Origin of the sequence: Mesorhizobium sp. WSM3626 (assembly GCF_000513935.1) — a bacterium.
Taxonomy (GTDB): Bacteria; Pseudomonadota; Alphaproteobacteria; order Rhizobiales; family Rhizobiaceae; genus Mesorhizobium; species Mesorhizobium salmacidum.
On record NZ_AZUY01000005.1, the window covers coordinates 124,786 to 149,103 of the forward strand.

The window sequence follows — 24,318 nt, forward strand, 5'->3', positions numbered from 1 at the left end:
CCGGAGCGGGATATCTGCTTAGCCGACTTTGGTTGAGGCGTAGAGGTCCTTGTAGCTGTCGCGAAGCAAGTTCTTCTGCACCTTGCCCATCGTGTTGCGCGGCAGTTCGTCGACGAAGATCACCCGTTTCGGGTGCTTGTACTTCGCCATGCGGCCGGTGATGGCGTCGAGGATTTCGGCCGCGGTGATCCGCGACGCGGGCGAGCGCACGACGACAGCGGTGACGCCTTCGCCGAAGTCCGGATGGGCAAGGCCGATGACGGCGCTTTCCAGGACGCCGTCGAGCGCGTCGATCTCGCTTTCGAGCTCCTTCGGATAGACGTTGTAACCGCCTGAGATGATCAGGTCCTTGCCGCGACCGACGATGTGGACATAGCCGTCGGCATCGATCATGCCGAGATCGCCGGTGATGAAGAAGCCCTCGGCGCGGAATTCCGCCCTGGTCTTTTCCGGCATGCGCCAGTAGCCGCCGAACACGTTGGGACCCTTGACCTCGATCATGCCGACCTCGCCCTGGCCAAGCGGCTTGCCGGAATCGGGATCGGCGATGCGCAGCGATACGCCGGGCAAGGGGAAGCCGACCGTGCCGGCGCGCCGCTCGCCCTCATAGGGGTTGGAAGTGTTCATGTTGGTCTCGGTCATGCCATAGCGCTCGAGGATGGCATGGCCGGTACGCTCGCTCCAGGCCTTGTGCGTTTCGGCCAGCAGCGGCGCGGAACCGGATACGAACAGCCGGATGTTTTTCGCCGCCTCGCGATCCAGCCCCTCCTGCTGCAGCAGCCTGGTGTAGAAGGTCGGTACGCCCATCAGCGCGGTGGCGCGCGGCAGCAGCGAGACGATGCGGCCCGCATCGAATTTCTGCTCGAACAGCATCGAGGCGCCGGCCATCAGGACGACATTGGTGGCGACGAACAGGCCGTGCGTGTGGAAGATCGGCAGCGCGTGGATCAGCACGTCGTCCCTGGTGAAGCGCCATTGCTCGACCAGCACCNGTGCGTTCGAGGCGAGGTTCTCGTGGCTGAGCATGGCGCCTTTCGAGCGGCCGGTCGTTCCCGACGTGTAGAGGATCGCCGCAAGGTCGTCGCCGCCGCGCTCGACATCGTGGAAATCGGAGGACTGGCGCGACGCCTGGTCCGCAAGCGATCCCCGGCCATTGCGGTCGAGCGTGACCACGACGGCACCGGACGGCTCGACCATCGCACGGATATCCGCCGACCGTGCCGGATCGCAGACGATGACCCGGGGTGCCGCATCGTCGAAGAAATAGCCGAGCTCGGCCAGCGTGTAGGCGGTGTTGAGCGGCAGGAAGACGGCGCCGGCGCGCACGCAGGCGAGATAGAGCAAAATCATCTCCGGGCTCTTCTCGACCTGCACGGCAACCCGGTCGCCGGGCGCGACATCCATTTGCAGAAGCGCATGCGCGAGCTGCGCCGACCGCGCCAGCATGTCGCCATAGGGGAGCGAGCGCCCATCATCGGTTTCCATCAACAGATGCCCAGGCGCCGGCATCCGGGACCGGAATGCATCGAACAGATGATTGCTCATGAAATCTTCCTGGGTGACAGCAATTGGGGGTGACGGCGACGCCGACCCGTGGATCGGCACGCGGCGAAGCGTTCGCGTTTCCCGGCCCGGCCGTCAAGCCGCAAACGGCTGCCCGGCGTCTACCGAAAAAGTTCGAGAGATGGGACAGCAGAGCGCGCCGATCAGACGGCCGTCAACGGTGGACGCGCTGGCCCGGACCGGCGGCGACCTTTGGCACTTCGCCTTGCTTGAAGCGTTCCATGCACATGGCGGCGGTCAGCTGGTAGTGATCGATCAGGGCCTGGACGGCGCCATCCGCGTTTCCGTCCAGCGCATTTTCGGCAATCAGCCGGTGTTCGGCGAAATCGTCGCGCTGGATGCTCTCGCCGTCATTGGCCATCTGGCGATAGCGGTAGGCGTGATCGGAAAGCTGGTCGCAGAAGCCCACCAGCCAGTGCGACCGGCAGGCCGAGATCAGCACCCGATGGAAAGTGCGATGCAATTTCTCCCAGTCCGGATTGAGCGACGAGGTACTTTGCGGCGAAAGCCGTGAGGCGCGCCCCAGGCGATGCAGCGCCAGCACCAATTGTTCTTCCCACTCGGCGGTGCGGTGGGCGATCGATTCGCGCAACGCCCGCTCCTCGAGCCAGCAGCGGGTGCGCGTCAGCTCCTCGAGTTCGGCCGCACTGACCGGCATGATGAAGAAGCCACGCTGGTCATGGCGGCCGAGGAGGCCTTCCGAGGCAAGGCGATTGAGAGCTTCGCGAACCGGAGAGGCCCCGGCGCCATACTTGGAAACGACCCACTCGACGCGCAGCTTGCTTTCGGCTTCCAGAGCGCCGCCGAGAAGATCATCACGCAATTGATGATAGACCGTGCTGGCAAGCGTACTCTTGGCGCCCGTGCCGTCGTCGTTCAGATTGGCAGCTCCATATGTCAAAGCGACTCCTTGTCCCCAACTGTCGTGTTGGGCAATTCGAGTCAGAAATTCCCCTTCTGTACATGTACCATACAGCGGCACGCTTCCGCCGCTCAAGCAGAAGATCGCGCTATTGTACTTTAGAACAAAGAAATATACCCAATCGGCGCGCCGATCGCGGGAATTCGAATATCTCTACAACCAGCAGAACCTTAACGCGTTTTGTATGCACGCATGGTCATCTGTTTCTTGTGTCCCCATGCGAGCATCTTTTCTGCCGCGCGCAAAAGACAGTCGCGGTTTGGTCGGTTCAGGCCTTCTGCACGGATTTGATTCGGCCCGGACGCCGGGAGGCCACTCTCCGCACCACGTTCTTAGTCGGCCTACCGGGATTAAAACCGGACGATAGGGCCGAGTTAGCCGGCGGCCTTGTCGGCCGCGGTCCTGATCGCCTCGATGTTGGCGCGGTACGCTTCGACGCTGCCGCCCCTGAAGATGGCGGCACCGGCCACCAGCACGTCGGCGCCGGCAGATGTGACCAGCGGCGCGGTTTCCGGCGAGACGCCGCCGTCGATCTCGATGCGGATCGGCCGGTCGCCGATCAATGCCTTGACCCTTTTCACCTTGTCGACCATTGCCGGGATGAAGGCCTGCCCGCCGAAACCCGGATTGACGGTCATGATCAGGATCAGGTCGAGCCGGTCGAGCACATATTCGACGGCGCTTTCCGGCGTCGCCGGATTGAGCGAGACGCCGGCCTTCTTGCCGAGGTTCCTGATGGTCTGCAGCGAGCGGTCGAGATGCGGTCCGGCCTCGGCATGCACCGTCATGCCGTCGCAGCCGGCCTCGGCGAAGGCGGCGAGGTAGGGATCGGCGGGCGCGATCATCAGGTGGCAGTCGAAAAAGGCCTTGGTGCGGTTGCGGATCGCCTTGATGACAGGCGGGCCGAAGGTGATGTTCGGCACGAAATGCCCATCCATCACGTCGAGATGGATCCAGTCGGCACCGGCCGCCGCCACCGCTTCGACCTCGTCCCCGAGCTTCGAGAAATCCGATGCCAGCACCGACGGTGCGATCAAGGTTTTTTTGCTCATCTCGCGGCCTTTCCGGGCGCCCTTTCCATACGGACGCCCCGAACCGACTGCCTAAAGCGCTCCCGGCGACTTGTCGAGGGCGCAAGCACAGCGGTTCCACAGGGAGGGTAACGTCGCGGCGCTCGCCGATCCTGTTGCCGTCAATCACCGCCTGAGCTGGTCACAAAGAAAAACCCGCCGGATTGCTCCGGCGGGTGGCTCTCGTTCGGCGTCACGCGGATGGTTACTGCTGCTGGAGTTTCAGGACCCTGTTTGGAACCGGATCCTGTTGCTGGTCGATCTGCTGCCTGCGTCGCGGCAGCAATTGCAGCAGCTGACCCGGATCGATTTCCAGCGACGGCTGCCCGCGTATCGGCCTGCAGTTCGGATACCGCCCGATCGTACCCTCCGGGCAGTGTCGCCTGAAGATCGGCTGGCACTGGCCGTTGACCATCTGCGAGCCCGGCGCGCATTCGCTCTCTTGCCTGGGCTTGCGGCATGCGCCGTCGATCACCTCGGTCCCACGCGGACAGACGCATTCGCCGCGCTTGTTGTGGACCTGGCCGCGTATGTCGCACTGCTGCATGTCAGGCTGTTTGCGCCGGCAGGCATTGCCTTGCACCTCGGTACCCCTTGGGCAGACGCAATTGCCATCGGAGTCATGGACCTGGCCACGAATGGTGCACTGGTCAGGCTGCGGCCGGATCGGACGGCAGGCCCGGTCTCGCACCTCGGTGCCTTGCGGGCAGACGCAGTCCCCGTCCGCATTGTGGACCTGGCCACGGATGCTGCACTGCTCGGGCTTCGGCCGAGTTGGGCGGCAGGCGCCGTTGCGCACCTCAGTGCCTTGCGGGCAGACACAGTCGCCGTCGGCATTGCGGAACTGGCCAGGGATGCGGCACTGCTGTGGTTTTGGCCGGATCTGACGGCAGGCGCCGTCTCGCACCTCGGTGCCGCGCGGGCAGACACAGTCGCCGTTGGCGTCGTGGACCTGACCACGGATGGTGCACTGCTCGGGCTTGTCGGTCCTGACGCATTTTCCGTTCTCCAGCCCCGTGCCGCGCGGGCAGACGCAACGTCCGTCCTCGGTGCGGATCTGGCCTTCGAGCAGCACGCAGCGCGGCGGCGGTGGCAACGGCAGAACATTGGTGCCGCCGCCCGTGCACTGGCCGTTGCGGAAGGTGGTGCCTTCCGGGCAGACGCAGCGGCCGGCGTCGTTCATGACAAAGCCCGGCGAGCACTCATTCTTCACCTCATGCGTGATGATGAACGGATGGCACGCATAGGCCTTGCCGCGATCGCCATGGACGTTGGTCGCATCCTTGGACAGCACGTCGGCGCCGCCCTGCACCCGTGTGTCGGGAGAGAGCACGCCAACGCAGTTCTGGCCATTGACGTTACCCTGCAGGTTGGCAAGACGCCCGTCATCGGGGATGACCACTGTCACACGGTGCGACTGGCTTTCGCCGGCGCCGAGGGTCAGGTTGGCGATGCAGGAGGCCGGCAAGGTCGTCGGCTCCGGCGAGCAGCCGAAAGGCGGGTCGATCGAGGTGATCGCAACGCCTTCCAGCCGGCCAAGCCCTTCCACGCCGATCGCGTCGCCGATGCGGACCGGACCCGAGAAGGGGCTCGTCCCGTCATTTGTGATGGTGATGTCGAACGAGCAGGGCCGGCCGAGCCTGCATTCGCGGTCGCCGGTCTTCTCGACACGGATGGTCGAGGAGCCGCCGCCCTTGGCGCAGGCCTGGCCGATCGGATAGACGGCGTCGTCGCCCTGCGCCGGGCCATAGGAGCCCCGTGCGCAGTTCTCGAACTCGCCATTGGCCGAGACCGTCACGTCGAAGTGCCTTGAGGTCCCGGGTGTCATGACGGCGCCGGGAATCTGGCACGACAATGCATTGGCCGGAACCGGTCCGCACGCCCATTCCGCGCCGTCAGGGGTGACGGTCTGGATCTGTACGGGCGCTCCGCCCGACACCAGCGTGGCGGCATCGTTGACCCGCACCGGACCGGTGGGGGCAGCCGTGCCGACGCTGCTGACGGTGATGCGGCAGGAAACCAGCGCCGCACCAGCCAGCGAGCCGTTGCACACCTTGGTGATGCGCAAGGTCGGCTGGCCGCCATTGGGATGGCGGATGCGTTCCTTGGCGCAGGCCCTGTTGTTGGTGAGATCGACCTCACCGGGGATGGCCCTCACCTCGGCGCAGTTCTCGACCATGTCCGACCGATAGCTGGCCGGCACGACCGCCTTGACGAAGATCGGCGTCGAGGCGCCCGCAGGCAGCGAGATGCCGGCATTGTCGCAGCGGAACTGGCCGGCGCCGTTCGGGCCGCATGTCCAGGGCGGGCTCGGTCCGAAGGTGGAGGATGCCGGCGCGCCGCTTGGGTAGTTGTCGATCACCGTCAGCGGTCCGTTATAGGTCGATGTGCCGTTGTTGATGATGTCGATGATGAAGGTGCAGACGCCATCGGCGGTGCAGACTTGCGTGCGGGCACGCTTCTTGAGGATCAGGTCGACCTTCTTCTCGACCGGCGGCTGGCAATCCGGGTTGCGGTCGCCGCGGCGGCAGATCGGGATCGACGCGCAGCCCCGGTCATTGGCCTGGCTGCCGAACAGCGGCTTGCCGCTGGCGCCGTAATTATAGGTGGCGCAGTTGCGCAGCACGCTGCCTTGCCAGCCTCCGGCCGGCCTGAAGCCGAGCTTGAGGTCGACAAAGGCCCCCGGATTGAGCGTGGTCACCGGGTAGGTGCACGTCATCGGGGTGGTTCCCGGCGCGCAGACCCAGGGCGGATTGGGCCCTGAACTCAGCGTCGAGCCGGCCGGCAGCGTAACCTCGTCGAGCACGATCTTGCCGTTGTAGGGCCCCGTGCCGACATTGGTGACCCGGATGGTAAAGTCGCAGCCGCCGGCCATGGTGCAGCGTGTGACATCGGCATGCTTTTCAACCTTGAGATCCGGCTCCTTGTCCCTGGGCGGGCACCTCTGGTCACGCGGGATGACGATGTCGATGGTTTGCGTGCAGCACAGGCCCCAGCCCTCCTTCGGTCCGGCATAGGTCTCGATGCCGGTGACGATGAGGTGGATGACGTCGCCGGGTGACGCGCCGACGATCTTCCAGTCGAGCACCCCGCCGCCCGCCGGCACCTTCTGGGTGTCGGGGATGATGGTGATGCCTGATGAGGTCGTCGACACCTGCACCCACTTGCCGCCCATCTCCGGGCCCACAGGCATGTGATAGATGAAGGCACCACCGCCGGGCACGCAGTCGACCGTGCCGCGCTCGACCTTGAAGCACTCATGGTCGGTGGGAGGCGGAGGTTGCTTGTCGCATTTGGTGAGGTCGATCCGGATCGAGGTCTTTTCGCCGGTCGCGATGTTGCCATCGTCCGGCTTGCCCGGATCCTGCGAGGGGATGATGGTTCCCGTGCCGATGCCGCCGGTGACCTTGATCAGGCCCTGATTGTCGACATTGGCCGGCGCCGGAAACGCGGCGTGGTCGATCTTGGCCGTGATGCGGAAGGTGATGACGCGTTCGTTCAGTGCGCCCGAGCCATCGAGATCGCTGGCGGACATCCGGAAATCGGAAACCGTTGCCGTATCGTTGGGTCCGGCCGAATTGCTGATGACGGCGGCAGGCAAAGGCCCACCCGATGCATCGGTGCCGTCGCCGGAGACCGTCACGTTGACGATGGAAAGACCGTTCGGAAGCTGATCCTTGAACTCGAGCTGGGCTTTCTTCAGCGCCGCCTCGAGGCCCGGATCGGCAAAGCCCTGCGGATTGCCGCGCAGGCCGAAGGTCAAGGTGTAGAAGACATAGTCGCAGCTGCGCTGGCCGCCGGTCTTGGTGAAGAGCGGCACGACACGTCCGGGCTCCGGATTGATGATGCGCGGATTGTCGAGCTGCAACGGCTGCACATCTGGACTGGTGACAGCCTGGACGGTCTGAGCGGCGGATGCCGGCAGTGCGGGCGCAAGGGCGACCGCGATACCGGCCGCCATCAGCCAGCGCGCACCGCGCCTGGCATATGACAGGGGTTTCATGATCGTCTCCATGACGGTTTTTTGCGTTTGGGTCGCGAGCGGGGATGGGGCAAGACTGTTCATCTTCGCCTCCTCAACGTTCGCAGCTGACGGCTGGGGTCCGGAGCGGCAAGGTCATCTTGCAGCAAGGGTAGTAGCCACCCTTGTCCTTGTCGGACTTCCTGTAGAAGCAAAGTCCAACATCCACTCTGTCGCCCGGATAGTGGCCGGTGATGTCGATCGTGTACGGCTTGCCCGGCGCATGCGACATGGGTGAGGTCACCCCGACGCCTGGCGTCCTGGACTGGGCCTTGATCGAATCGCCGCCGAAGCCGGCATGGTCATGGAGATAGAGATCGGCCTCGAGGCCATGCGGCGTGCAGAAATACTGCACGTCCTCGACATCGAGACACGGAGGCAGATTGCCGGGCGGTGGGAAGTCCGGCGGGTAGAAGGGGGGCTCATAGCCGCCCGGTATTTCCTCATAATAGCTGGCACGGCCCTCGCAAGGGTGCCAGACGGCGACGTCGCCGACATGGCCTTCCACTTCAGGATCCTCGAAATAGCCGTCGAAATCGACGAACCAGGAGCCGAAGGGCGGCACGTTGGCCGGTTTGACGAGGTCCTTGGGCGTGATCTGCACGCCATGGACGGCAAGCGGCCCGCCGGCAGCGAGCTTTTCGGCGAGCTCGGGGTTGTCGCGCAATTTGTCGCCGGTGTTGACCAAGGTCTGGGTGCAGACCGAGGTGTCGAGATTGCCGTCGGCGTCATAGCCATATTGCAGGTCGAGGCCGCCGGCCGACTGCCTGTTGCCTTGCGGGAAGCCGACCGCGTATTCCTGCGGCGCTTCCACCCAGATCGATTCCGTCGAGGGATCGTCCGGGTTTTCTCTGAAATAGCGGATGACCTCGCCCTTGCCGGAATCGGCGAAGCGGCTGTAGTCGTAGCGGTTTTCGGTCGGGCCGCGTTGCGCAAGGTACATGAAGCCGCTGTTGTCGAAGGCGATGTCGGTGACGGCGTAGTCCTTGTCGGCCTTGACCGTCAGTTCCCAACGCGGATCGCCGGCGAAGGTGCCGTCGCGGGCAATGCCCACCGACCAGATTTCAGACTTTTCGCCAACCGAATAGTAGAGCCGGCCGCCATGATAGGAGACGGCCCAGACGCGGCGCTCGTCCTGGGTGTAGCCCCAGGTCTCGGCGTCTTCGGTGTCGAAGGCGGCGCCCTGTATGTCCATCACCGCGCCATCGTCGGCGACGGGAGCCAGCCCATGCGCCGGTCGCCCTGCGACGCCATGGTCGAAGGTGTCGATCGGTCCGCCGTCGGCGTCGATGCGATGGATCAGGCCGGTGTCGAGGTCGGAGGCGAAGAACTGGCGATGGACGGGATCGAAGGTGAGGTTGCCGATGCCGGGACCGCTGTTGGTGTCGATGTCGGCGAATTTGGCGACCTGGCCGGTGATGCCGTCGATCTTCCAGATGGTGCCTGGTCCGCCGCCGTTTTCGGTGCCGAACTGGCCCTCCATGAAAGTGGCGCCCGCCGTGCCGCGGCGCTGCCGCTCCGGCCTGCCGTCCTTGTCGGCATCCGGGGTGACGATTTCGACGCCATGCAGCGAGGTGGCGGCGGCATAGAGGTTGGGAATGCCCGATGGCACACCGCCGCGCACGCCGTCATCATAGGTGAGGCCGAACACCTCGCCGATCTGGCCTGATGTCACCTCGAAAGGCGGCGGCGTGAAGACGAGCTCGCCGGAGGCCGGGCCGCCCAGATGCGAAACATCGAACACGCGCAAGCTGGCGCGCGAAGTGTCGATGAAGGTCTCGTCGACCGGATCGACGCCGGGCGGCAGGCCCTCGTCGAAATTCGGGATGACGGTGCCGGGAAAGCCGGTGACCGCCATCGAGCCGGGATAAATGATCTGGGTTTCCTGCGCCTGGGCGGCGCCTCCAAGCCACAGGCTGGCGGCAAGTGCCAGCACCAGCAAGCCGCTGCCTGCATGCGCGGCTCGTCGCAAGCCGCCGGCAAAATGGAGAGAAGACACAAACGTGCCGTGGACGCGAGACATGAAGCTACCCCCGTTAGCCACGGGAGAAACACCCGGCATCGCCGCGCAAATCAGGGCAAGGCGCGGTGGTCCGGCACGTTCTTCCCTGATCGAATTGTCTGCTTTCCTCATAGTCACGATACGCCTGCTCCTGCGCAGGGTCAACGGAATCAGCGGAAAGCCCAGCGCATCGACCCCGTCCCGAAGGCGGTGGTCGCGCCGAGCTCCTGTTGGTCCCGGAGACCATGGAGTCTCTGGGTTGCTGGTCATGGGGGCTTCCTTTCCGGGGCCGCACCATGCGGCACCTGGACATCAGTCGCGGGCGGAGGTGGAAAGGTTCATGGAAGCCTTGCGCAGAATGCTTGCGCGCGATGCCGCCTGTTCTTATATACGCGCCAAGCCGTGCGGCGCCGGAGAACCGGTGGCCGGACGGGATTTCTTGTGAACAGGGGCTTTCGTCGGAACGCCTTACCGGGTCCTGAGAGCCTGCTTAGCGGAGAGACTAGAAAAATGGCAAAAGTAATCGGTATCGATCTCGGCACCACCAACTCCTGTATCGCCATCATGGATGGCAAGGAGCCGAAGGTAATCGAGAATGCGGAAGGCGCGCGCACGACGCCTTCCATCGTCGCCATCTCGGGCGACGGCGAACGTCTCGTCGGCCAGCCGGCCAAGCGCCAGGCGGTCACCAATCCTGAAAACACCATCTTCGCGGTCAAGCGCCTGATCGGCCGCCGCTATGACGATCCGGTGACGGAGAAGGACAAGAAGCTCGTCCCCTACAAGATCGTCAAGGGCGACAATGGCGATGCCTGGGTCGAGGCTGGCGGCAAGAAGCAGTCGCCCTCGCAGATCTCGGCCATGATCCTGCAGAAGATGAAGGAAACGGCGGAGGCCTATCTCGGCGAGAAGGTCGAGAAGGCGGTCATCACCGTTCCGGCCTATTTCAACGACGCCCAGCGCCAGGCGACCAAGGACGCCGGCAAGATCGCCGGCCTGGAAGTGCTGCGCATCATCAACGAGCCGACCGCGGCAGCACTTGCCTACGGCCTCGACAAGAAGGAAGGCAAGACCATTGCCGTCTATGACCTTGGCGGCGGCACGTTCGACATTTCGGTGCTCGAGATCGGCGACGGCGTGTTCGAGGTGAAGTCGACCAATGGCGACACCTTCCTCGGCGGCGAGGATTTCGACATGCGCCTGGTCGAGTATCTGGCGGCCGAATTCAAGAAGGAACAGGGCATAGACCTGAAGAACGACAAGCTCGCCCTGCAGCGCCTCAAGGAGGCGGCCGAGAAGGCCAAGATCGAGCTGTCGTCGACGACGCAGACCGAAATCAACCTGCCCTTCATCACCGCCGACGCGACCGGACCGAAGCACCTGACGCTGAAGCTGACGCGCGCCAAGTTCGAAAGCCTGGTCGAGGATCTCGTCCAGCGCACCATCGAGCCGTGCAAGGCGGCGCTCAAGGATGCCGGCCTGAAGGCCGGTGAGATCGACGAAGTGGTCCTGGTCGGCGGCATGACCCGCATGCCCAAGATCCAGGAGATCGTGAAGCAGTTCTTCGGCAAGGAGCCGCACAAGGGCGTCAACCCGGATGAGGTCGTCGCACTCGGCGCCGCCATCCAGGCCGGCGTGCTGCAGGGCGACGTCAAGGACGTGCTGCTGCTCGACGTGACGCCGCTGTCGCTCGGTATCGAGACGCTGGGCGGCGTGTTCACCCGGCTGATCGAACGCAACACGACGATCCCGACCAAGAAGAGCCAGGTGTTCTCGACGGCCGAGGATTCGCAGTCGGCCGTGACCATCCGCGTCTTCCAGGGCGAGCGTGAAATGGCCGCCGACAACAAGGCGCTCGGCCAGTTCGACCTGGTCGGCATTCCGCCGGCGCCGCGTGGCGTGCCGCAGATCGAAGTCACCTTCGACATCGACGCCAACGGCATTGTCAACGTCTCGGCCAAGGACAAGGGCACCGGCAAGGAGCACCAGATCCGCATCCAGGCGTCGGGTGGTCTTTCGGACGCCGACATCGAGAAGATGGTCAAGGATGCCGAGGCCAATGCCGACACCGACAAGAAGCGTCGCGCCGTGGTCGAGGCCCGCAACCAGGCCGAAGCCCTGGTGCATTCGTCGGAGAAGTCGCTGAAGGAATATGGCGACAAGGTCTCCGAGGCCGAGCGCACCGCTATATCCGATGCGATCGCGGCGCTGAAGACCGCTGCCGAGGGCGACGATCCGGCCGACATCGAGGCCAAGAGCCAGGTGCTTGCCGAAGCCTCCATGAAGCTTGGCCAGGCCATGTACGAGGCCTCGCAGAAGGAAGCGGCGGAAGCCGATGCCAAGGCGGATGCCGCCAAGGACTCCGACGTGGTCGACGCCGATTTCGAGGAAATCGACGAGGACGACGACAAGAAGAAGTCGGCCTGAACGGTCTGACGGCAAGATAATGCGAAAAGCCCGGCGCAAGGCCGGGCTTTTTTGCAACCCTCGCTGAAAAAATGCGAGCGCTGCCGAAAAAATCACTGAAAACCACGGACAAGTTCGCGCCGGCCCTAGCATACGGGCAGCACCGCTCCTAAATCGAACAACGTGCCGGCAAACGACGCACACCATGCATCAAGACGTTGATCCGGAACTGCGGGAAAAAATGAAAGCTGATTTCTACGAAACGCTGGGCGTGCAAAAGGGCGCCGACGACAAGGAGCTCAAGAGCGCTTTTCGCAAGCTCGCCATGCAGTTCCATCCCGACCGCAATCCCGGCGATCATTCCTGCGAGCACAAGTTCAAGGAAATCAATGAAGCCTACGAGACGCTGAAGGACCCGCAGAAGCGCGCGGCCTATGACCGTTTCGGCCACGCCGCCTTCGAGCAGGGCGGCATGAATGGCGCGCAGGGCTTTGGTGCGGGCGGCTTTGCCGATATCTTCGAGGATATTTTCGGCGACATGATGGGCGGCCGCCAGCGCCGCTCTTCCGGTGGCCGCGAGCGCGGCGCCGACCTGCGCTACAACATGGAAATCTCGCTGGAGGAAGCCTTCGCGGGCAAGACCGCGCAGATTCGCGTGCCGGCTTCGATATCCTGCACGGAATGCTCCGGCACCGGCGCGAAGCCCGGCACCCAGCCGGTCACCTGCTCGATGTGCAACGGCCACGGCAAGGTGCGCGCCACGCAGGGCTTTTTCTCGATCGAGCGGACCTGCCCGCAATGCCAGGGGCGCGGCCAGACGATCAAGGATCCGTGCCCGAAATGCGCCGGCCAAGGCCGCGTCACCGAGGAACGCTCGCTGTCGGTCAACATCCCGGCCGGCATCGAGGACGGCACCCGCATCCGCCTTGCCAATGAGGGCGAGGCCGGGCTGCGCGGCGGGCCGTCGGGCGACCTCTATATCTTCCTGGCCGTCAAGCCGCACGAATTCTTCCAGCGCGACGGCGCCGATCTCTATTGCAAGGTGCCGATCTCGATGACGACGGCAGCGCTTGGCGGCTCGTTCGAGGTGACGACGCTCGACGGCACACAAACCAAGGTGAAGGTGACCGAAGGCACGCAGAACGGACGCCAGTTCCGCCTCAAGGGCAAGGGCATGCCGGTGTTGCGCCAGCCCAATGTCGGCGACCTCTACATCCAGACCGCGGTCGAGACGCCGCAGAACCTGTCACGCCGCCAGCGCGAGCTGCTGGAAGAGTTCGAACAACTCTCCTCGCAGGACAATTCGCCTCAATCGAGCGGCTTTTTCGCCCGCATGAAGGACTTTTTCGAATCTTTCGGCGAGCGTTGAGACGCGACCAGAGCTATCTTATCCACGACACAGGCAGGGCAGCGCCTTGCCTTGCGTCACCCAGGTGTTAAGTAGCTTCCAAGGGGAGCGCTGAGGAGAGCTTGCATGGCACGTGGTCACGGACTGCGGAAGGCGTTTGCCGAGAAGTTCGACGACGAACTCAAATTCTTCAAGGGCTGGATCGACAAGCCGAAGACGGTCGGCTCCATCGTTCCGACCAGTTCGATCACCGCCCGCAAGATGGCTTCGATCGTCAATCCGAAGTCCGGACTGCCGGTACTCGAGGTCGGTCCCGGTACCGGGGTCATCACCCGCGCCATCCTCGCCCAAGGCGTGCGACCTGAAAACCTCTACGCGGTCGAATATTCCACCGATTTCGTGCGCCACCTGCGCCAGCTCTATCCCGGCGTCAACGTCATCGAGGGCGATGCCTTCAACCTCAACGCCACGCTTGGCGAGAGAAGCGGGATGATCTTCGATAGCGTCGTTTCCGGGGTGCCGCTGCTCAACTTCCCGGTCGCCCAGCGCATCGCCTATATCGAAAGCCTGCTCGACCGCATCCCGGCCGGACGGCCGATCGTGCAGCTGACCTATGGTCCGATGTCGCCGATCCCGGCCGGCCGCGGCGACTACACGGTCAAGCATTTCGACTTCATCTTCCGCAACATCCCGCCGACGCAGCTGTGGATCTACAGGCGCGGCAGCGGCGATTGACGCGGATTCTCGCCCAGTATCCCGCCTGCTTCGCCGGGAAAACGAATTGGTGATTTATCGCCGTTCGGTATCATTTGATATTTAATTGCAGGTATAGAGAAACTGCTGATCGGTATAGCGGGGCTCCGGATGCATAAGGAGCTACCCTTGCGCCTCGTATATTCCCTATTGTCGTTTTTTTCTGTATTTCTGGCAACGGCGCCATTGGCCGCCGAGCCCATCTCGCTTCGAGGACAGTGGCGACAAGTCGCCTCGTTGTCGTGTATCGATTGAGCAGCACGGTAATGCGCTTTTGGTGACAGCGAATAACGGATGGACGGCAACAGTTGTTCCAGACCAGGCTGGCGGTCGATTCGCGAGGGGAGAAGGGCGATGGGGTTCTGACTCTGGTGGTTCCTATAAAGGACAGCCTTTTCAGATTCTTGTTGCCTCGAAAGATGGCGGAAGGCTGTGGATGGCCACGTCCGTGAGATCGGCAAAAGGTAGGCAAGCAGTCATCCAAGCGGTCTTTGAACTAGAGAACCCCGCCGATACTGAACTTTGAAATCGCCGCGCCTCCAACGTCCATGATGCGGCTTCGTGTCTAGCGGCAACAATATGAGCTCGGCTATTTGATTCAGTCCGTGCATCGCCTATAGCTGCCGCGACAGCATGGGAGACTCGATGCCGATCATCCCGAAAATCCTCGTCTTCGCCGGCTCGGTGCGCAGCGGCGCCTATAGCGGCAGGACCGCCGACGTGGCGCAGAAGGAACTTTCTGTGCAAGGCGCCGAGGTGACCCGCATTTCGCTCGCCGATTATCCCTTGCCGATCCTCGACGAGGACCTGGAAAAGGAAAATGGCATCCCTGAAAACGCCCAGAAGCTGGCGCGATTGATCGCCGTCCATGACGGGCTGCTGATCGCGACGCCTGAATACAACGGCTCCATCCCGCCGTTGCTCAAGAACACGATCGACTGGGTGAGCCGGGTGCGACGGGATGGCGGCCGGTCGGTCAGGCCGCTTGCCGGCAAGGTCGCCGGCCTCTGCTCGTCCTCCAAAGGCCATTTTGCCGGCATCCGCTGCATCAATCATCTGCGCGCCGTGCTGGTGCGCTGTCAGATGGAGGTGGTGACGCCGGAATGCTCGGTGCCGGAGGGTGGCGACGCCTTCGACGGGGACGGCCATTTCCGTGACGAAAGACTGCACAAATCGATGGAGCACCTATGCCGCACGCTGATCGAAACCTCACGCATGCTGTCGACCAGGGTCGAGGCGTGACTGCCGCTACCATGCAGGCTCACCCCATGCAGGCCAAATCCATGCAGGAAAGATTGATCGTCGGCCTCGACGTGCCGACCGTGACGGAGGCCGAGCAGGCGGTGCGCGAGCTCGACGGTGTCGTCTCCTTCTACAAGATCGGCTATCAGCTGGCCTTTGCCGGCGGGCTCGACTTCGCCAGGGAGCTGGCCAGCGGCGGAACGAAAATCTTCCTCGACATGAAGCTGCTCGACATCGACCACACAGTGGCCAAAGGCGTCGAGAACATCGTCAAGATGGGCATGACCATGCTGACCATACATGCTTATCCCAAGGCGATGCAGGCGGCGGTGGAGGCAGCGCGCGGCAGCGAGCTTTGCCTGCTTGCCGTCAGCGTCCTGACCTCGATGGATGAGCAGGACATGATCGATGCCGGTTATGAATATGACCCGCACACGCTGGTGCTGAGGCGCTCGGAACAGGCGCTGCATGCAGGCATGGGCGGCATCGTCTGCTCGGCCGCGGAGGCCGAAGCGGTGCGCCGCCTCGTCGGCCCCGACATGGCGGTGGTGACACCCGGCATACGCCCCGTCGGCACCGATCATGGCGACCAGAAGCGCGTGATGACACCTGCGCAAGCCATTCGCAGCGGCTCCAGCCACCTTGTCGTCGGGCGCCCGATCGTCGCTGCGGCGGACAGACGCGCGGCGGCTGAAGCCATCCTCGACGAAATGCGCTCGGCGTAAGGAATAGGGAGAAGAAGAATGCCCAAGGGATACTGGATCGCCCGCGTCGATGTGCGCGACGCGGAAGGCTACAAGGATTACGTTGCAGCGGCGAAGCCGGCTTTTGAGCGCTTCGGCGCGAAATTCCTGGCGCGTGGCGGCGAGCATGAGAAGGCCGAGGGCCCAGGGCGCGCGCGCAATGTGCTCATCGAGTTCGAATCGCTCGCCGCGGCGCGTGACTGCTACCATTCGCCGGAATATCAACGCGCAGTGGCGATCCGCCAGAAGGTGGCCGACGGCGAGATCGTACTGGTGGAAGGGGTCTAGCGAAAGAGCCTGTTCGCCGCGGTTTCCGCCATCGCGTCGACGAGTTCCAGCCCCCATTGCTGGCGGCAATAAGCGCGGAAATCGAAGCACGGCAGGCCGGGGCAGACCTCGAACTCGATGAGATGAACCGTATCGTCGGCCTCGACGCGCAGGTCGACGGAAAACACGTCGCGCAGGCCGAGCCCTTCCATCAACCGTTTGGCAATCGCGCGGATTCCGGCATCGGCCACCGGCTGGCTGTCCGCGACAGGAGCGAGTTCGGGTTCGGCATAGTGCCCGGCGGCCTTCGCTGCCTCGCCGGTGTCGCCATAAAGCGCCAGGCTGTCGGCCATCGTCTGGAAATCCGCGCCTGACTCGACAAAGGCGACGCCAAGCGCCTCGACACCGGTTTGCGGCGTCAGCCCGAGGAAGCTGGCGCGCACATTGCGGCCCGCGACATAGGGCTGGACGACGACATCGTCGCGATAGGCCGCGAAAACACGCCGGCTAAGCTCCAGCGCGTGACCGAGATCGGTTACGCGCGAATCCGGCCAGATGCCGATCTTGGCGCCGAGCCGGTTGGGCTTAACGAACCAGCCGGCGGCGGCGGCCGGCGGCTCGACCAGCCAGTTTCCATTCCGGGCAATACCCGCCGGCGGCACCGGCAGGCCGAGCGCGCCAAGCACGGCGCCGGAACGGAACTTGTCCTGGCAGAGCGCGAACAGCGCATCGTCCGCACCGATCGTCCTCATTCCGTTGAGCCGCGCCAGCGCGGGTGCGATACCGCCACGGAAATAGGCGATGCCGTCGGTCAGCGTCCAGACCAGCGTCGTGGAGGGATCGGCTTCGGGAAGCGCGCCTGCGGCATGGTCCAGCTCCACCGCCGCGAAGGTGAGGCCACGCCTGTCACAGGCGGCGGCCAGCGCGTCGAATTCGGGGGCGAGGTCGGTCGATTGCGCCAGGTAGGATGATATCTCGGCCGCGCGCTGCGGTGCGTGACCGTCGGCGACCAGGCGGTCGAAGCAGGCCTTCTCCGGCTCGTGGACGAGGATCAGCTTTGGCTTGTGACTCGACATGAGACGAACATTCCCGGCGGTGCGATCACCCAGCATCGCACGGCCGACGCAAACGGCTTTCGCGAAACCGACTCAAGCCGGACGCCTGCGTGACAGCACCACGATAGATATGCGCGGAGCCAATCGCCCGGCCTGTTCAGGCGATCAGCACGCGCGGCTCGAAGCGGCCGTTGACGGGAATATCGAGGGCGAACGTCATGCCGGCCTGCGGGTCGAGCTGGCGCTGCTTGTCGTCCTTGCCTTTCCAGGCCGACGTCACCGCCAACCGGTCGGCGTTCCTGCCGACAAAGGCCGGGCACGAGGGCTGCGTCACCGGCATCGCAACTTCGCGCAGCAATGTTCCGTCGGGCGAATAGGCCTTGACCGCCTTGCCGCTCCAGACGGCGTTCCACAGCACGCCGTCGCGGTCGACGACCGATCCGTCGACATAGCCCTTGGACGAGCGGTGATCGACGAACACTTTTGGTTCTCCAGAGGGCAGGCCGCTCGCCGGATCGCAGGCGACGCGCATCAGCAGGCCGGTCGAGGTGTCGGTGTAATAGGCGAGCGCGCCATCCCCGGAGAAACAAATCGAGTTCGACACGGTGATGCCGGAGAACAGCTTGCGCAGTTCACCCCTGAAGAACCAGTAGATCGAACCCGCGCCCTTTGCCTCGCTCTTGCCCATCGTCCCCATCCACAAGGCGCCGCAGGGATGGACACGGGAATCGTTGGACCGGGTAAGGGAGTTGTCCGCCTCGACAGGCGTATGCAGCGTCATCTGGCCGGTCGCGACATCGCGGACGAAGAGGCCGGTCTCGGTGGCGATCAGCTGGCGCTTGTCATCGATGATGGCGATGGCGCTCGCCATCTGGCCAAGCTCGTGGATCTTCAGCGCACCACCGGCCACGGGCTTTTCCAGGAGCTGGCCGTTGACGATATCGAACCAGAACAGCGCGTCGGTGGCGGGATCGTAGCTTGGCCCTTCGCCGAGCTCGCAGACATGATCGGAAAAAACCGAAACCTCGTTCATCATGCGTCTCCGAATGCTGCGTCCCAGGCGGCGACGGCGGCACGAGCGCGCGCCGCCACGTCGTCGACGCTCATGCCTGGCTTGAACAGGCTGGAGCCAAGCCCGAAGACCGTCACACCAACCGCCTTGTAGCCGGCAAAGTCCTTGTCCGAAACGCCGCCGACCGCGCCGACCAGCGTCTGCGCCGGCAGCACGGCCCGGATCGCGGAAATGCCCGATGCGCCGAGCACGCTGGCGGGAAAGAATTTCAGCGCCGAGGCGCCGAGCCGGATCGCCTGGAAGGCTTCCGTGGGGGTAAACACGCCGGGCATGGTGACCATGCCGTATGTCCTGGCACGGCCCATGACCTCGGCATCGATGTTGGGGCTGACCAGCAGCCGGCCGCCGGCCTGGTGAAGATTGTCGACGTCGGCGGCCGTGAGCACCGTGCCGGCGCCGACCAGGGCGGTTTTCGGCAGCACTTCGACAATCCTGGCGATCGACGAGAACGGTTCGGGCGAGTTCAGCGGCACCTCTATGGCCTCGATGCCGGCGTCGAACAGCGCCTGGCCCATGGCGATCGCCTCAGTGGGCTTGAGGCCGCGCAGGATAGCGACCAGGCCGCGCTTGAGTTTTGGAAAGGGTGCGGTCTGGCTCATATGGCGGCTCCACTTCTGGCAATCATGCCATTCTCCCGCGCGGCCTCGATCAGCCCGGCGCGTACTGCTCCGTCGGCGTCGGCGGTGCGCACACCTAGCCCGGCAAGGCCGAGCGCAGTCTGGTAAAGCACCGCCAGCGCGCCCGAGGCAACCAGCACGACCGATGTCGCGCCGGCGCCATGGCGGCGCCGGGCGGAGGCGATCTCGCCGCCGATCAGCAGGCCCGACAGGCAGGCGGCCGCATCATCGCCCTTGAGATCCTGGAGCAGGCCGGCAGCGCGGATGGCAAACAGCCGCGAGGTGACATCACCACCCTCGCCCAGTGCTGTTTCGCACCAGCGGCGGAAGAACGGATTGTCGGGAGCAACCGGGCTGGGATGTTCGCCCAGCGAATGGCGCAGGATCGAGTGCGCGGCAAGCACGGAAAACAGCTCGCCCGTCGGCCAGGTGCCGAAGCCGGCGACGGCGCCATCCTCGACCAGCACCCATTTCGAATGGGTGCCGGGCATGCAGACCAGTTCGCGGCCTCTGGCCGGCAGGCCAGCGCCGGCAAGCTGCGTCTCCTCGCCGCGCATGACGTCGGGCGCGTCGGCCAGGCGCTGGGCAAGGCCGGGGACGATGCGGATGTCGCGTTTCTGATCTGGCACCCGGGCGGCGCCGCCAAGAATGGCGCCGAGCGGCGACGGCACGCTGACATAGGGCGCCTCCAGCCAGCCCTGGCGGGAACCGGCCATGCCGCAGATGATGACGGGCAATGCCTCCGGCGCGCCCATCGCTGCCAGATGGCCCTCCAGGACGTTGGCGAAGCCCTTTTCGCGCGCGGTGATCAGGCCATCGTCGCCGCGACGTTCGGCAAGCACCTTGCCGCCGCCGTCGATCAGCCAGGCCCGAAGCCGGGTCGTGCCCCAATCGAGTGCGGCGACTGCCGGAACGTTGCTGGCAAACGCTGGGCTCACAGGAAGCCTCCATCGACGATCAGCATTTGCGCGGTCAGCATGCGCGAGGCATCCGAGGCCAGGAACAGCACCGTGCCGACCATGTCGTCCGGCCGCATAACGTCCCTGATGCATTGCTTGGCGACATGGGCGGCGAGCGCCTCTTCCGTCACCCAGCGCTCCTGCTGCCGCTCGGTGATCACCCAGCCGGGCGCGACGGCGTTGACGCGGATGCGGTCGGGACCAAGCTTGCCGGCCAACCCCTTGGTGAGGCCGAGTATGCCCGCCTTGGCGGCGGTATAGGCCGGCATGTCTGGATGGTTGATCAGGTAGGAGGTCGAGGTGAAATTGATGATCGAGCCGCCGCCGGCCCGCTTCATGCCTGGTGCCACCGCCTGCGCGGTAAAGAAATGCGGTCGCAGGTTGATGGCGAGGTTGTTGTCCCAGAAATCGACGGTAACGTCCTCGACGGCATGGCGTTCGTCCCAGGCGGCATTGTTGACCAGCACGGTGACGTCGCCATGCGCGTCGGCGGCCCTTGCCGCAGAGGCGCGCAGCGCCTCGACGTCGCGCAGATCGGTCTTGAGGTAGAGCGGTCGGTGGCCGAGATCCTTCTCGATCCGGTCGGCGAGCGCGGTGCTCGGCGCGTCGGCGATGTCGAGGAAGGCGACCTTAGCGCCCTGGCGCATGAACCCTTCGGTCAACGCCGCGCCGATGCCGGAGCCGCCGCCGGTGATCAGCACCGAAGCGCCTTCGAGGTCGGCAAAACGCGCCGATGGCATCATGATTTTCGTCTCCCGGGTCAACCGGCGCGCATCCTAGCCAGACACGTCCGGCGGGCAAGGGCGAAAAGACGCTATTTCGAGCTTATGTCGGACAAAAAGGCGATGGCGATGGCGCGAGACCCGCCAGGCGGCATCGCCGCTTGGCCGGCAGCGCCGAATTTCGCCGCTCAGATCGCCTTGGCGCGCAAGGCGCCACGGAAGGAATCGCGGAGGTAGCCCAATGTGGCGTCGGCATCGACAGGCTTGCCGAAGAGATAGCCCTGCCCGCCGGCGCAACCGAACTGGACCAGCCGGTCGGCCTGCGCTTCCTCTTCGATGCCTTCGGCAACCACGTCCATGCCGAGCCCTTCGCACATGGCGAGGATGGCGCGGATGATGTGTTCGGACGGCCGGTCGTCGAGAATGGAGGAAACGAAGGCGCGGTCGATCTTGAGCTTGTCGAAATGAAACTCGCGCAGGCGGCCGAGCGAGGACTGGCCGGTGCCGAAATCGTCGAGCGAGACGCGGATACCGACGCGGCGCAGATCCTCGACGATCTGCGCGGCCGAGGCAGGGTCGTTCATCAGGCCGGTCTCGGTGATCTCGATCTCCAGCCGGCGCGGATCGAACCCGGTGCGGTCGAGGATCGCCAGTATGTGCAGGCCGGTGTTCTGATCGACGAGCTGCGAGGGCGACAGGTTGAAGGACAGGAACAGGTCCTTCGGCCAGCTCCTGGCGGCTTCGGTCGCCTTGCGCAGCACCAGCTGCGACAGCGGGCCGATGATGCCGCGCTCCTCGGCGATCGGAATGAAGACGGTCGGCGGCACCGCGCCGAGGTCGCGGTCGGTCCAGCGCGCCAGCGTCTCGAAGCCGATGGTGCGGCGCGTGGTGAGGTCGACGATCGGCTGGAAATGCGGCTCCACCTCGCCGGCGGAGACGGCGCGGCGCAGCGCCTGCTCGATGCGGGTGACGCGCTTGGCGGCCTCTTCCATCTCGCGGGTGTAGACGACGACGCGGCCACGGCCGGAGCGCTTGGCATGGTAAAGAGCCGTTTCGGCCTTGTTGATGAGGATTTCGGTGGTCTCGTCGCCCGAATAGAACAGCGAGCAGCCGACCGAGGCGGAAAGCCGGGCGGTGCGTTCGCCGACATCATAGGGCGCCGACAGGATCTCGATCAGCATGCGGGATTTTTCCGCCGCCGCCTCTTCCGAGAATACCAGCGGATAGAGGAAGGCGAATTCGTCGGCGCCGATGCGGCAGACCGTCGAATGGCCGTCCATCGAGGCACGCAGCCGCATGGCGACCTGGATCAGGATGTCGTCGCCGGCCTTGTGGCCGAACAGGTCGTTGATCGGCTTGAAGCCGTCAAGGTCGAGAATGCCGACGGTGAAGGGCGCGGGATCGTCGGCACGGTCGCTGATCAGGCGGTCGACCTTGTCGAAGAAGCGGCGATGATTGCCAAGCCCGGTCAACGGATCGGTGAACGCCAGATCCGTGCTTTCCCTGTTTGCCTGACCGGTGCCAAACGCAGTTTGCATCGGTGTCCCTGCTCGTCCCTGCTTTTGTCGTCGGAATTTATTTCGAGACTGGCAGCAAACCCTTTAGGAAACGTATCGCGCGAACCGATTTTTCGAGACTCGCGAACGATCCCACGAAGGAGTAGCGGCTGCCGGTTGGATCAGCCGCCGAGCCGGACGCGGTAGAGTTCCAGGGGGCTGCCCCTGGTCTCCGCCACCGGCTCCAGCCATTCCGGCACGTTGCCGCGCATCAGACCGGCCAAAAAACCGTCCGGCGCCCTGGCCGTGAACAGCCGGCTTTCCGGGTTGCCGCGGCAGAGCGCGACAAGGCCGACATGGTGGCTTTCGACGACGGCTTTCGCGTCGGTGGCCGAGCCCAGCAAGGCGTCGAACACGAGCAGGTTTCCGGCGACGTTGCGATGATAAGGCCCGGCGAACACGCGATGACCGGTAAAGGCGAGGATCGGCGAGCCAAGATTGGAGATGGCAAGCACCGTGGTGGGGGCCATCGCGCCAAGCACGGCGAACGAAGCCTTGCTGTTGCAGGGCGCATCGATACCGGCATCCCTGGCGGGTGCAGCGGTTGCGAAGGCGCTCGATGCGGCTTGAGCGGCACCCGACCAGATGGCGTTGACCGAGATCAGCCAGGCCGCCGCCATCCTGAGCACGGTACCGCTGGACGGGCTGGCTTCGGCCCGCTGCCGCCATTTGGCGATCCAGGCCGAAAGCGGGATCACCGCGAAGGCGATGGAGAAGGTCGAGCCGCGCACTTCCCAGGCACTGACCAGGACCGCCACCACCAGCAGCGCGGCGACGAGGCTGTCCTGCCGCCGCCAGCCGCCATGGCTGAAGCGGAGCGCCATCAGGACGATCGCCACCAATGGCGTGGCAAAACGCGCCACCGCCCTGGCCGGATCGTCGAAGACAAGCTGAACGATCGACTGCGCCTCCTCGATATAGCCGAGCCACATTTGCTGCAGGCGCGGATCGAGATGGGCATAGGGGGCCGCCAGGCATTGCGGAAACACGAGCCCCACGACGAGAGCGAGAGCGACGGCAAGCAGGCCAAGCGACATCAGGCGCCGGGCGGCCGTCGCGTTGGCGGCCTTCCATGAAGCAATGATTGCCAAACCGGCGCCGGCAAGCCCGGTGACGGCGAACTGCACGACCGAGAACGTGTCGCATTGGGCCTGGCCCCAGGACGAGACGGGGATGGTTGCGGCGAAGACGAGAGCCGAGGCGCCGGCGACGCCGAGGCCGAAATCCCTGGCGATCAGCCTTTCACCCTCCCGATTGCCGAGAAACAGCAGCGCGACGACGGCGCCGAGGGATCCGGCATAGGGCGCGCTTTCCATGCCGATAGCCAGGGTCAGCGTGGCGCAGAGGCCGGCGACGAGGGCAGCCGGCCGATGCGTTGGCGCCTCGAGCAGCAGGGCGAGGCTCGCCAGCGTCAGCATCAACTGGACATTGTGATGATCGAGCGCGCCTGGAGAAAAAATCCCGATGTAATACAAGGCCGCCCCGCCGACGACGGCGGCGGGCAGCACCGCGTGCGGGCCGGCGAAAGCACGCGCGGCGCGGACGATGAAGAAGATCGCGAGCCAGAACTGCAGCGCGGGCCAAAGTATTTGCATGATTTGTTCGGCCAAGGCGGTGCTGCCCGTCACGGCCGAAACGGCAAGGATGCTCAGCGCCAGCGGCGCGTCGAGCAGCCGCGACCAGTGCATGACGAAGCCGCCTTCGAGACCCATCCTGTACTGGTGCAGGTCGAACCAGCCCTGGCCCGCCAGCAGGTCGCGGACTTCGACCAACTGCAGCAGGCTGTCATTGTCGCCCGCCGGATTGGCCAGTTGCGGGAATCCCTGCTGGACCTCGAGCGCCAGCAGCAGCAAGGCGGCAAGCAACGCGAATCCGATATCGGACTTCCAGGTGGAAGTTCCCCTTGCCGTGCCCATCCCGATCGCCCTTGGCGTGAATGCCGGGCCTTTCCAGGCCAATCGACACTCGTGAAGTCGGTCTTAAACCTAGCCTTAACGGCT

At 64.6% G+C, this 24,318-nt stretch carries 18 protein-coding genes; 6 read left to right on the forward strand and 12 right to left on the reverse strand.

What is annotated here, in order from left to right; genetic code table 11:
- Positions 1–18: 18 nt before the first annotated feature.
- The 5 genes from M653_RS0105980 to M653_RS0106000 form a co-directional block, all read right to left on the reverse strand.
- Positions 19–1,545, reverse strand: a complete 1,527-nt coding sequence (locus tag M653_RS0105980; protein WP_027142502.1) for a malonyl-CoA synthase — start codon at positions 1,543–1,545, stop codon at positions 19–21.
- A 172-nt stretch (positions 1,546–1,717) separates the two neighbouring features.
- Complete coding sequence (locus M653_RS0105985; protein ID WP_027142503.1) at positions 1,718–2,464, reverse strand: GntR family transcriptional regulator; 747 nt, start codon at positions 2,462–2,464, stop codon at positions 1,718–1,720.
- Between the two features lie 395 nt (positions 2,465–2,859).
- Positions 2,860–3,537, reverse strand: coding sequence for a ribulose-phosphate 3-epimerase (rpe, locus tag M653_RS0105990; protein ID WP_027142504.1), 678 nt, complete (start codon positions 3,535–3,537; stop codon positions 2,860–2,862).
- Between the two features lie 223 nt (positions 3,538–3,760).
- Positions 3,761–7,621 carry a DUF11 domain-containing protein gene (locus M653_RS0105995; RefSeq protein WP_027142505.1) on the reverse strand — a complete coding sequence of 1,287 codons (3,861 nt, stop codon included), beginning with the start codon at positions 7,619–7,621 and terminating at the stop codon, positions 3,761–3,763.
- A gap of 10 nt (positions 7,622–7,631) precedes the next feature.
- Positions 7,632–9,599 carry a hypothetical protein gene (locus tag M653_RS0106000; RefSeq protein WP_027142506.1) on the reverse strand — a complete coding sequence of 656 codons (1,968 nt, stop codon included), beginning with the start codon at positions 9,597–9,599 and terminating at the stop codon, positions 7,632–7,634.
- Between the two features lie 489 nt (positions 9,600–10,088).
- Between M653_RS0106000 and dnaK the strand changes: the two genes are divergently transcribed.
- The 6 genes from dnaK (at position 10,089) to M653_RS0106030 (ending at position 16,358) form a co-directional block, all read left to right on the forward strand.
- On the forward strand, positions 10,089–12,005 hold the full coding sequence (gene dnaK / locus M653_RS0106005) for a molecular chaperone DnaK (RefSeq protein ID WP_027142507.1): 1,917 nt from the start codon (positions 10,089–10,091) through the stop codon (positions 12,003–12,005).
- A gap of 220 nt (positions 12,006–12,225) precedes the next feature.
- Positions 12,226–13,353 carry a molecular chaperone DnaJ gene (gene dnaJ, locus M653_RS0106010; protein ID WP_027142508.1) on the forward strand — a complete coding sequence of 376 codons (1,128 nt, stop codon included), beginning with the start codon at positions 12,226–12,228 and terminating at the stop codon, positions 13,351–13,353.
- Positions 13,354–13,458: 105 nt separating this feature from the next.
- Positions 13,459–14,067 (forward strand): phospholipid N-methyltransferase PmtA, encoded by a 609-nt coding sequence (gene pmtA, locus M653_RS0106015; protein ID WP_027142509.1) that lies wholly within the window; start codon positions 13,459–13,461, stop codon positions 14,065–14,067.
- A gap of 663 nt (positions 14,068–14,730) precedes the next feature.
- On the forward strand, positions 14,731–15,327 hold the full coding sequence (locus tag M653_RS0106020) for an NADPH-dependent FMN reductase (protein WP_027142510.1): 597 nt from the start codon (positions 14,731–14,733) through the stop codon (positions 15,325–15,327).
- Positions 15,328–15,338: 11 nt separating this feature from the next.
- The gene (gene pyrF / locus M653_RS0106025) at positions 15,339–16,052 is read left to right on the forward strand and encodes an orotidine-5'-phosphate decarboxylase (RefSeq protein ID WP_198028724.1); all 714 of its coding nucleotides are present in this window, start codon (positions 15,339–15,341) and stop codon (positions 16,050–16,052) included.
- An 18-nt stretch (positions 16,053–16,070) separates the two neighbouring features.
- A complete protein-coding gene (locus tag M653_RS0106030; protein WP_027142512.1) occupies positions 16,071–16,358 on the forward strand; it encodes a DUF1330 domain-containing protein in 288 nt (95 codons plus the stop codon).
- Here M653_RS0106030 and M653_RS0106035 read toward each other — a convergent pair.
- The 7 genes from M653_RS0106035 to M653_RS0106065 form a co-directional block, all read right to left on the reverse strand.
- Positions 16,355–17,413: a hypothetical protein gene (locus tag M653_RS0106035; protein ID WP_027142513.1), complete on the reverse strand. Its 1,059-nt coding sequence runs from the start codon at positions 17,411–17,413 to the stop codon at positions 16,355–16,357. The genes M653_RS0106030 and M653_RS0106035 overlap by 4 nt on opposite strands.
- 136 nt (positions 17,414–17,549) lie before the next feature.
- Positions 17,550–18,425, reverse strand: coding sequence for an SMP-30/gluconolactonase/LRE family protein (locus tag M653_RS0106040; protein WP_027142514.1), 876 nt, complete (start codon positions 18,423–18,425; stop codon positions 17,550–17,552).
- Positions 18,425–19,063, reverse strand: coding sequence for a 2-dehydro-3-deoxy-6-phosphogalactonate aldolase (locus tag M653_RS0106045; RefSeq protein ID WP_027142515.1), 639 nt, complete (start codon positions 19,061–19,063; stop codon positions 18,425–18,427). The genes M653_RS0106040 and M653_RS0106045 overlap by 1 nt, the downstream gene beginning before the upstream one ends.
- The gene (locus M653_RS0106050; protein WP_027142516.1) at positions 19,060–20,019 is read right to left on the reverse strand and encodes a 2-dehydro-3-deoxygalactonokinase; all 960 of its coding nucleotides are present in this window, start codon (positions 20,017–20,019) and stop codon (positions 19,060–19,062) included. Before M653_RS0106050 ends, M653_RS0106045 begins: the two co-directional genes overlap by 4 nt.
- Positions 20,016–20,783, reverse strand: a complete 768-nt coding sequence (locus M653_RS0106055) for an SDR family oxidoreductase (RefSeq protein ID WP_027142517.1) — start codon at positions 20,781–20,783, stop codon at positions 20,016–20,018. The genes M653_RS0106050 and M653_RS0106055 overlap by 4 nt, the downstream gene beginning before the upstream one ends.
- Before the next feature lie 167 nt (positions 20,784–20,950).
- Positions 20,951–22,300: an EAL domain-containing protein gene (locus M653_RS0106060; RefSeq protein WP_027142518.1), complete on the reverse strand. Its 1,350-nt coding sequence runs from the start codon at positions 22,298–22,300 to the stop codon at positions 20,951–20,953.
- A gap of 140 nt (positions 22,301–22,440) precedes the next feature.
- Positions 22,441–24,276 carry a GtrA family protein gene (locus tag M653_RS0106065; RefSeq protein ID WP_245262066.1) on the reverse strand — a complete coding sequence of 612 codons (1,836 nt, stop codon included), beginning with the start codon at positions 24,274–24,276 and terminating at the stop codon, positions 22,441–22,443.
- Positions 24,277–24,318 lie beyond the last annotated feature (42 nt).

What these genes read in the sequence shown, in the direction of transcription:
- dnaJ (WP_027142508.1), top strand. Translation starts at nt 12,226, where the DNA reads ATGAAAGCTGATTTCTACGAAACGCTGGGCGTGCAAAAGGGCGCCGAC.
- M653_RS0106045 (WP_027142515.1), bottom strand. Translation starts at nt 19,063, where the DNA reads ATGAGCCAGACCGCACCCTTTCCAAAACTCAAGCGCGGCCTGGTCGCT.
- M653_RS0106000 (WP_027142506.1), bottom strand. Translation starts at nt 9,599, where the DNA reads ATGTCTCGCGTCCACGGCACGTTTGTGTCTTCTCTCCATTTTGCCGGC.
- M653_RS0106020 (WP_027142510.1), top strand. Translation starts at nt 14,731, where the DNA reads ATGCCGATCATCCCGAAAATCCTCGTCTTCGCCGGCTCGGTGCGCAGC.
- M653_RS0106030 (WP_027142512.1), top strand. Translation starts at nt 16,071, where the DNA reads ATGCCCAAGGGATACTGGATCGCCCGCGTCGATGTGCGCGACGCGGAA.
- M653_RS0106035 (WP_027142513.1), bottom strand. Translation starts at nt 17,413, where the DNA reads ATGTCGAGTCACAAGCCAAAGCTGATCCTCGTCCACGAGCCGGAGAAG.
- M653_RS0106055 (WP_027142517.1), bottom strand. Translation starts at nt 20,783, where the DNA reads ATGATGCCATCGGCGCGTTTTGCCGACCTCGAAGGCGCTTCGGTGCTG.
- pyrF (WP_198028724.1), top strand. Translation starts at nt 15,339, where the DNA reads ATGCAGGCTCACCCCATGCAGGCCAAATCCATGCAGGAAAGATTGATC.
- dnaK (WP_027142507.1), top strand. Translation starts at nt 10,089, where the DNA reads ATGGCAAAAGTAATCGGTATCGATCTCGGCACCACCAACTCCTGTATC.
- M653_RS0106060 (WP_027142518.1), bottom strand. Translation starts at nt 22,300, where the DNA reads ATGCAAACTGCGTTTGGCACCGGTCAGGCAAACAGGGAAAGCACGGAT.
- M653_RS0105995 (WP_027142505.1), bottom strand. Translation starts at nt 7,621, where the DNA reads ATGAACAGTCTTGCCCCATCCCCGCTCGCGACCCAAACGCAAAAAACC.
- pmtA (WP_027142509.1), top strand. Translation starts at nt 13,459, where the DNA reads ATGGCACGTGGTCACGGACTGCGGAAGGCGTTTGCCGAGAAGTTCGAC.
- rpe (WP_027142504.1), bottom strand. Translation starts at nt 3,537, where the DNA reads ATGAGCAAAAAAACCTTGATCGCACCGTCGGTGCTGGCATCGGATTTC.
- M653_RS0106040 (WP_027142514.1), bottom strand. Translation starts at nt 18,425, where the DNA reads ATGAACGAGGTTTCGGTTTTTTCCGATCATGTCTGCGAGCTCGGCGAA.